General features: G+C 25.5%; 9 protein-coding genes. All 9 read right to left on the reverse strand.

Annotated features, from left to right (window positions below):
• Positions 1-145 precede the first annotated feature (145 nt).
• Positions 146-1201, reverse strand: coding sequence for an acyltransferase family protein (locus ABUA17_RS17905; RefSeq protein WP_042401046.1), 1056 nt, complete (start codon positions 1199-1201; stop codon positions 146-148).
• Positions 1201-1404, reverse strand: a complete 204-nt coding sequence (locus ABUA17_RS17910) for a 4Fe-4S binding protein (RefSeq protein WP_042401044.1) — start codon at positions 1402-1404, stop codon at positions 1201-1203. The genes ABUA17_RS17905 and ABUA17_RS17910 overlap by 1 nt, the downstream gene beginning before the upstream one ends.
• A gap of 275 nt (positions 1405-1679) precedes the next feature.
• Complete coding sequence (locus tag ABUA17_RS17915) at positions 1680-3095, reverse strand: oligosaccharide flippase family protein (protein WP_042401041.1); 1416 nt, start codon at positions 3093-3095, stop codon at positions 1680-1682.
• 31 nt (positions 3096-3126) lie between these two features.
• The gene (locus tag ABUA17_RS17920) at positions 3127-4149 is read right to left on the reverse strand and encodes a Coenzyme F420 hydrogenase/dehydrogenase, beta subunit C-terminal domain (protein WP_055277976.1); all 1023 of its coding nucleotides are present in this window, start codon (positions 4147-4149) and stop codon (positions 3127-3129) included.
• A gap of 12 nt (positions 4150-4161) precedes the next feature.
• Positions 4162-5400: a polysaccharide pyruvyl transferase family protein gene (locus ABUA17_RS17925; protein ID WP_078061380.1), complete on the reverse strand. Its 1239-nt coding sequence runs from the start codon at positions 5398-5400 to the stop codon at positions 4162-4164.
• Entirely contained in the window at positions 5387-6670 is a 1284-nt protein-coding gene (locus ABUA17_RS17930) for a hypothetical protein (RefSeq protein ID WP_042401038.1), read from the reverse strand. The genes ABUA17_RS17925 and ABUA17_RS17930 overlap by 14 nt, the downstream gene beginning before the upstream one ends.
• 30 nt (positions 6671-6700) lie before the next feature.
• Positions 6701-7828, reverse strand: coding sequence for a glycosyltransferase (locus ABUA17_RS17935; RefSeq protein WP_052330736.1), 1128 nt, complete (start codon positions 7826-7828; stop codon positions 6701-6703).
• A gap of 83 nt (positions 7829-7911) precedes the next feature.
• The gene (locus tag ABUA17_RS17940; RefSeq protein ID WP_055277975.1) at positions 7912-8940 is read right to left on the reverse strand and encodes a glycosyltransferase family 8 protein; all 1029 of its coding nucleotides are present in this window, start codon (positions 8938-8940) and stop codon (positions 7912-7914) included.
• A gap of 51 nt (positions 8941-8991) precedes the next feature.
• Positions 8992-9426, reverse strand: a 435-nt coding sequence (locus ABUA17_RS17945; protein WP_349818203.1) for a sugar transferase, incomplete at its 5' end; no start/stop codon positions are given.

Below are 9426 nucleotides of genomic sequence, written 5' to 3' on the forward strand. Positions count from 1 at the left end.
TTGATTTTAATCGAAAATGTACAATTATTTTTTTGAAAATATAGAAAAAGAGCTATCGCTAGCGGATTTTTTTACCCTCTATTGCGACAGCTCCATTAAAATTTAATTTAAATAGCTAACTTATTTGAACTATAATTATTTTTAATTAAGTATTATTAATTTTATAAAACTTACTAAGTATATATCTCTTATCCTTATTATTTTTTCCAATAATATAAGGAAAATAATTAATTATTATTTTTTCAATAATAATACTAACTAAAATGATTATCAATGTAATTAACAGTGAAAAAACAATAGATTTTCTCAATATTTCCCCTTCAATATTCAATAATAGCTCCATTACTTTAATTATTACTCTTTTAATAGGTTCATGAACTAACATTATAATTAATGAACTCATTCCTACAGATTGCACATATTTATTTTTAAATTTATTTGCAATATACATAACAATATATATTCCACAAAATGCTGCCAATATAAAATTAAAATAAGAACTATATTTCCTAGCAAGTATATTTGAAGAACCAAAAAAATGATTTATTAATAAAGATAAACTTAAACATAGCAAAAATAATCTATTGTTATTAAAATATTCTATATTATCATTATTTTTTTTCTTTAATTCATTCTTATAGCCACAATAAATAAAAATTGTACTAATTAACGCACTTTCCAATACCCATGGCAACATGATATTCGAATACTTACTTAATAAATAACCACTAATAGATAAAATACTTATAAATATAATTTCAGTATTATTAGAGTATTTTTTCTTTATTATTAAAAATACAATTAATTGTGCAATAAACAGACAAGGTAAAAACCATAATACTACATTAAATACAAATAACTCTTCATTACCTTGAGCTATAATAATATTTGCTAATACTTTAGTTGTAGATATATTTATTTTATCCCTTATATTTCTCTCTACAATATACCAATATATATAAAATATTAAACTAAACGAAAAATATGGTACACATATTGTTTTAAATTTTCTTATAAGAAATTTAATACAAGGCATTTCAGCTTCCTTAATGGCCATTGTTTTTCCTGAAATAAAAAAGAATAATGGCATATGGAATAAATATATATAATTTGTAATAGTTGAAGTAGACATTACATGTGCAAATACAACCAAAAATATTCCTATTGCCTTTGCATTATCCAGCCTATAATCTCTCTCCATTATTTTGCTCCTTCTTTAATCATAGGGCAGACTCTTACACATATATAACATTTTATGCACTTCTCTTTGTCAATAATAGGGTAATTAAACCCTTCTTCGTCTTTGTAAAAGCTTACTGCATCTTTTGGACATCTATATATACATGCAGAACAGCCACAACAGTCTTCCTTATTTTTAAATAATATAGGATAATCCCTTTCCATACTTATCTTCTCCTTGATACTCTCTTTAATGTAAATATTCTTACACTATTTTTACTCTAAAACATTTATACATAATTCCTTAGGCTAATTATCTTTCATAATACAACTTAGCTCTTTTATCTTTAACAATTTAAATTAAATAAAAGCCCCGAAATTAATGATATACTTTCAAAATTATAAAATTTTATAAGATGCTTTACACATATAAGAATATAAAGCTTCTTATATAAGTTTTTCAAATATTCAATTATCATACTCTATTAAATCTTAAAGGTCTATTTTTTCAACATATCTATACACTTTATATAACTCTTTCCATTTATTAGTACCATCATCACAAACAGTAAAAAATATAAAATGAAACCTATAATATTATTAACAAACCAAAATACTAATACGAACACAATTGTTAATATTGCTTCTAATAAATTATTTATTATATACGACTTCTTTGATGTATTTAAATAATCTACTAAAACATATTCAGCTAAATAAAATCTTATCATAATAACTAACACCATAAAAAGTGCCACAATCTTTATATTATGGAATATGTATGCTCCAATTAACGATAAAATAATACTTATTATGCATGAAATAATGTTTATTTTAAGTAATTTTTTTTCAAGCCTAAAAACTTTTAAATATAATGTTCCATATAAGTGCATCTTGCTATCATATACTAATATAGGAAACATTATTACCATATATTTAATACTATCTGAATATTGCGGTAGCCATTTTACTAAAATTATTGAAATAGGATAATATAACAATAAAAAACCTGATAATAAAACTCCTATAGCTAGTCTAGTATTTTCATAAAATACTTTTATTTTTTGCTTTTTCATTCTACATAATATAGGATATAGTACTAAACTTATTTGTGCAGTAAACTGTAGAATAAATTGAGTTGCAGACAATGAAAATGAAAACTTTCCAAATTCCTCAATACCAAAATTCATATCTATTATTTGTCTACTTGATCCAATAATCAACATACTTGCTAAGCTGGAAATCATAAGACTACTTCCAACGCAAATATTAATTTTACATTCCTTTAGTGCAACTTTTAACTCAACCGTTCTTGCACTAATAATATTTCTTGCCATATATAAACAGTAAATAAATGCACATACTTTTGAAAAAACTATAACATAAATATAATATTCAAATTTTTTGCATTTTATTACAATTAGAACTATTGCAAGAATTATACTAAAAAACTTCTCAATAAAAATTGAAGTAGAGAACCATTTAGTTTTATTAACACTTTGGAATATATACCCAAAATACAGATTGCTATTCATAACAATAATAGTAATAGCTAAACATATTAAAACTATTTTTCTATTAGATCCTATGTCTATTATAAAACCTAAACTTAATATAATAATTCCAAAAATCACTTGAAACATCATTAATATAATGTATTGTGACTTTAAAATTGATAAGTTAATCTCCTCATATTTCTTACCACCAATTCTTAAGTATATTCCATCAGCTAATCCTAATTGAAATATCATTGTATATAATGAATAGAACATATATAATTGCCAATATCCAAATTCAGCAACCCCCAGAACTTTAGGTAATATAAATGATAGCATTAAACTTAAACATAATGATATACCTTGCGCAAAAAATGCATATGAGACATTATAAATAATATTTTTTATTCCACGCTTCAATAATACTACTCCTTGCTATTCTAAATTTATTTTAAAATACACCTTTAATTTTCTTAACAGCTCTTAATATTCCAACATTGTACAATATTGGTTTTACTATAGCTTTAACTTTATCTTTACTAGTCCTTTTACAAAATTTATCACTTAATTCATCAAAGCTTAACGAATCAATATTTTTATAATATTCATTTCTATATGCATTAACTTTAGCTGAATTTACGACCATTGTTCCATCTGTTTCTATAACCTTATCATAAGGAATATCTATAAATCTTACTTGATCTATTATTTCCTCAAATACTGAATTAGCTAATTTCGAATTTAATATTACTGCTGTTGTTCCCTTATCATCATCCATATCTTTACTATAATCACCTATACTCCAGCAGTCAAAAATAGTAAAATCACTACAATGCTCATCTCCCTTAAAAGGGCATGCATAACAACTTGGTCTAGAAATTAATTCTTTAACATAAGGCTTTAGCATTAAATCTGTTTCATGACCTTTATAATATTTTTTCCCATTATCAAATTCTAACGCCATTACTGTACTAGAGAACCCATATTTTTTTTCTCTAAACCCAACCTTAATAATTTTTCCGCCATGTTTTTCTTCTTGATAATTCATATACTTTCTCCATACCTTTGGAGATGGAACTCCCTTACAAACTACATCTACCGTAATTAGTTTTTCATAATCTTTTCTTAGAAATGACTTTAATCCGCTTATTTGACAAGGAGTTCCACTAAAACATACCCATCTATCCTCTAATAAAAACTTTTCTACTTTAATAAATGAATCACCCAATTCACTTTGAACATATTTTGATCCTCTAAATTGACTTAAATCATGTTCATTTTCTACAAATGAATGAATTACATTAAAATTCGAATCAAATTTTGCTCCAAATACTACACCTTTTTTTCTAAGAACATATTGTGAGATAACAGTAAATACGCCTCCTGAAGTGCTTTTCTGTCTAACATCATCATTAATGTTTTGGACTGCTATTAACCTTCTTTTCATTTCTTTATTCATATCTATAAAAACCATCTTTCCAATTTATTAATTTTTCAAAGCCTCTACTAAATAATTTATAGAGTTATTTCTTAGGTCATCAATTCTCTTGTTTACACTATCATAATTTATTTCTTCTTCCATTTGAGTTAGTATATCCACCTTCTGGTCATATTTCCTGCTACTTAAATTTAAACTATTTAATAATGTGTGAATTCTAGAGTTTGTTGAACCCTTAGCTGTCTCAGAGTATCTATTAAAAATAATGAATTTTTTTTGATAAATAGCCGAATACACTGTCCCATGGAATGAATCTGTACACACATATTTAGCATTTTTAATAAGATTTAAAAACTCAGCTGGGCCAACATCGTATCTAACTATATCACCAAATTTAAAATCTCCTTCTACAATCTCATCCATAAATGGTAACGTCACAATCTTATACCCAGTTTTTTCACTTAATTTCTCCGCCGCTTTTCTATGTTGCTCATTCTCACCTAAATAATAACAGAATATATAATCTTCATTAATAAATTTCTTTTCTAAACAAACTTTGTCCCATTCATTAGCGCTAAATAACATAGTTGGGTCTACAACTACTGGCACAGACTTACCAATCATATCATTTACAATTTTTTGACCTGCTGTTTCTCTTACTGAAATACTATCTATCTTGCTAAGATAATTCCTTGTACTATTTTTTTGTATTGATGGCACCTGAGATACCCCAAAACTTGCTGAATATGTAACTTTTTTAGTTTCTTTACCAACCCATTCCAAAGTATAGTAATGACTTCCTAAATTTATCGGATGCCATACCTGGTCACTTCCTAATAATACAATATCATATCTTTTATAATTATTTTTAAGAGAATTATATCCTATAAAGTGTGGTGATTTTATAAAGTTTTTATCTACAAATTCATTAAATTTATCATTTCTTATTTCAAAATTCTTTCTAAAGTCTTTTCCCTTACTCCTTATGTATCTACTTTTTTTAATATTTTTATATTTCATCTTAATAACTGATGGTAACATTAACTGTGGTAAATAATTCATAATCTGTTTAAAAGATTTATCTTTATTATAGTATATACTCTCCACTTCATACCCTAAATCTTGTACGATTTTTTGGGTCGCATAAGACTGAAGGACACTTCCATAATTTTTTATTTGAAAACAATTTACAACACCTATTTTTATATTATTTTTTTTGTTCATATCACTTTGTGTATAATATACATTTATATTATACTTCTCCTCTCCATTATTATTTTTTTTCATAATATATTATTACTTTATTTCTAGATAACACAATGCTTCCTATAACTACAAATGGTATAAAATATACAATAGCAGTTTGAATATAAGAAAATCCATACCAGCAATATCTAAATGAAGTTATAATTAAGAAAATAAAAAGAATATACCTATAAAATCCTACTTTTTTTGTTATAATATTTAAAATAATACAAAATAAATTTGTAAAAATAACTACTCCTAATAATCCAAAATTAATTAATGGCTCTGTTAAAATGAATTCTCCCCCTGGAGTATTATACTTTTCTCTAATTATCCCTCCAGCTCTATATGGTGTATCAACAAGTGGTACCATTCCATTAATATAAGTACTATATGTCTTTCCATATAATAATTCCTCATTTTCAACAAATTCTATACTTGAATTATAGACATATGTTAAATCGCATGCAGTATTTTGTATTATCACTTTTCTTAATAATTCACTTAATTTTAATTGAGTGTTTCCAGCCCTATATTCCCCTAGATATACCATTAACATTAATAAAAGAAATACTAATGTTCCGTATTTAAATATAGTTTTAATAGTAACTTTTATATCCCTTTTTACTAATATAATTATTATAAATGCCATTAAAAACCCAATAATATCTACTCTTTCATAATGAGATAAAAACCAAAATACAGTAAATATTAAAGTAGGTAATACAACCTTACTTCTTTTTATTTGAGTTGTTGCTATTAATAAACTACATAGCGACAAGTGATTCCATCCATTTCCTGGCAAAAGCGCAATAAACCTATTATCTCCTGTCCAAACAAATGGTATTGTTGGAAATGCTATTATTGCAGCCACTATAGAAATTACACAACAAAAATATATTGCATTTCTTGAAATTTTAATATTACATTTTAATAATTTCTTTTCATTCCTAAGCAAATTACTAAACCTTATCCAAATATACATTACTACATTGAATAAAAATATAGTAATTATTATTTCTTTATAATGTAGTGGTATTATATTTAAAGCTAATACCCCATAAGTATTACCATAATTATATTGAGCAAATGCACTTATCAGTATATAATTAGTTAATAACATTATAAGTGATATAATTGAAAACTTGGATTTAATAAGAATTCTAATTATCACATATATATTTATATAGAAAAGTATGTTAGGATCTATATTATTATTTTTAAAAACTAAGTATATAATTATTGCTACAGTAGCTATTAACATTGGTATCCAAATACTAAATTTATTTTTTCCTATAGTTCTACTAACCATATAAACTACCTTTTCTTTCCTGTAATATATTTATTTTGTATAGTACTCTAGTTTATAACGTGTAATATAATAATCTTCTATCTTTTTAGATTCAGTTTTGATATCATATCCATTATTAATTAATGTATCCATAGCCTTATTTCTATTATAATAAATGTCATTTTTAATGATTATATCTGCCCATTTTTCAACATTTTCATCAATATTTAACAACTCAATATTATCAACTATTTTAATACTTCTATCAATATTATTTGATAAAAAGCATTTTAATCCTGATGCTTGTGCCTCTACACCAACTACCGGAAACCCCTCCCATAAAGAAGGTAGCACGAACACATCCATTGCTTGATAAAATTCATTTACATTATTTGTTCCAGGAATAATAATTACACTTTCATTTAAACCTTTTTTAGATATTTTTTCTTTTATATCATCAAGCAGCTCCCCAGTACCAATAAGTAAAAGAATTGAATTAGAATTTTTTCTTTTTATCTCTTCAAATATATCAATTAAGTAATTATGATTTTTTTGATTCATAAACCTTCCCACGTGTCCCACGCAAAACTTTCCTCTTATTCCATATTTTTGTCTCACTTTATTTCTTATCTCTTCATTATAAGAAAATTTATTCAAATCAATAGCATTGTTCATAAGCAGCACTTTTCCACTATTAAAATTTTTTTCACCAAAAAGAAACTTTCCAGCTTCTATACCACAGCTAAAATAATCTGTTGCACAAATTTGATTTAACTTTTTTAATATCTCATATACTAAACCTTTAATTTTACTTTTCACTATAAATGAATTATGTGAATGAGAAATTGTAATTTTTGTTCCAAAAAACTTTGCAATTGCTAATGTATAAAAATTGGTTAATGTCATATGAGAATGTACAATATCAAATCTACCTTTCTTCATAACTTTTAATGTCTCTAATACATTCTTTAATATACTATCTCTCTTATGTGATATAATATGAACTATAAAACCATATTTTTCAAATAACTCTATGCATCCTTGTGCATTTTTATCCTGAGTCAAAATATGAAATTCAAATTTATCTTTGTTCATATGCTTAGTATAATTTAATATTATAGATTCTACTCCACCATACTCCAATCTACATACAACATGTAATACCTTTATTTTTTTCACAGTTCTCCTCCTAATTTTATGAGCGAAAATTCACTTAATAATTTATGATTAACCTATATAAAACTATTACCCTTTCTTATATATTATACTGTTAATCTTTTCAATTTCACTCTATTAACTATTGGCCTTATATAAACTTGAAGTATTGATGCAAATCTTATAGAAAAGTAATATGGCATAATGTTAAAAATTTTAATAAATAATCTCTTTATAACACCTGCCTTATACTGCCTAAACGGTTCATTACTCCACGGACTCTTATTTTTATAATATAAATATCTATCTTTATATTTATGATTACACCCCTCCACCCATGGCCTTCTACTTATAAAACTTGTAGTATAATGAATTATTACTGGATCTTCAATAGCTTTCTTAATCTCTTCTTTTGGATAAAAGTTTGGTGGCTTCCTATATATCAACATATTTTCATAAGTAAAATCAAAAAAAATCGTTACTGCATTATATTTAGGATTAATACATAATGTTTGCTTGCTTAAAATAGAATTAAGCGCACCTTGATCTCCCTGTTGTATAATTCCATTATTTTTTTTTATTAATTTTAGCAATCTATCTTCTATACGGTTTTCTTTCCACTTTAACATATCTATAAGCATTACACCTGAATTAAACATTATATCATTAGGCTTTAACCTTATATTAGCCCTATATCTACTGCTAAATGCATCCTTAAGTGCAGCTATTGTATTTCCTTCTAAATCAATATTCCATAAATCTTTAATTGATTTTTCAATAATTGTATCACAATCAAGATATAATACTCTCTTTATATCCTTATCTAATAAATCCCCAATAAATAACCTTGCGTATTGACTTAATGATCCTCTATCCATTTCAACATTAATTCCAAGAACATCATTAATATTTTTTGCTTGAATCCACATTGGTAACTTCTTACTATAATTAACACATATGCTTTCTATTTTATCCTTATTATCTTTCGATATGTTACTATCTAATATATATATGTTAATATTCTCATCCTTGTTATTTTCAAAAAGTGATAAAATAGATACTCCCATTATATCCGAAAAATTATCATCACTTGCATAAACTATATACATTTCATCTTCATATATATTTTTTCCCATCACTTCACCTTCTCTTACCTATATTAGTAAATAATATCTAATTATTATTTGCTATGATGCATTCTTATCTCCAAACAACACAAGTACCGTCTTAAATATAAGCTTAATATCAATCCAAATATTTCTCTCATCAACATATTTAATATCAAGCTTCATCCAATCTTCAAAGTCGATATTATTCCTTCCACTAACTTGCCAAAAACAAGTAAGTCCTGGCTTTACACTCAATCTCTTATACATCCACTTTTCAAATTGAGCCACTTCCTTAGGTAAGCTTGGCCTTGGTCCTACCAAACTCATATCACCCTTAAGAACATTCCAAAGCTGAGGAAGTTCATCAAGTGATGTTTTTCTAATAAACTTCCCAACCTTAGTTACTCTAGGATCATCTTTCATCTTAAACATAGGTCCAGACATTTCATTTTGATGAGCTAGTTTTTCCTTAAGCTCTTCAGCATTTACAACCATGGACCTAAATTTATACAT

Origin of the sequence: Clostridium sp. RTP31139st1_H3_RTP31139_211217, assembly GCF_040227035.1 — a bacterium.
GTDB classification, from domain to species: Bacteria; Bacillota; Clostridia; order Clostridiales; family Clostridiaceae; genus Clostridium; species Clostridium saudiense.